The sequence below is a fragment of the Planomonospora algeriensis genome, assembly GCF_977012225.1.
The window spans coordinates 1-204 of record NZ_CDRNDK010001210.1 but is presented as its reverse complement, the minus strand read 5'-3'; the positions used below and the strand labels follow the sequence as shown (position 1 = coordinate 204).

The window sequence follows — 204 nt, the reverse complement described above, 5'->3', positions numbered from 1 at the left end:
AGCGCCTCGACCACGCCCACAAGACCGCGAACGCTCTGGTGGCCGCCTACGACGTGATCGTGCACGAGGCGCTGAAGGTCGCGAACATGACCCGCAGCGCGTCCGGCACCGCAGAGCAGCCCGGCCGGAACGTCGCGGCCAAGTCCGGGCTCAACCGTTCGATCCTGGATGCGGGTTGGGGGGTGTTCCTGACGATCCTGTCGT

The 204-nt window shown here is 68.1% G+C and carries 1 pseudogene; it reads left to right on the top strand.

The features are described from left to right. A pseudogene (locus ACWJ6R_RS38460) lies at positions 1-204 on the top strand (RNA-guided endonuclease TnpB family protein); the annotation flags it as partial.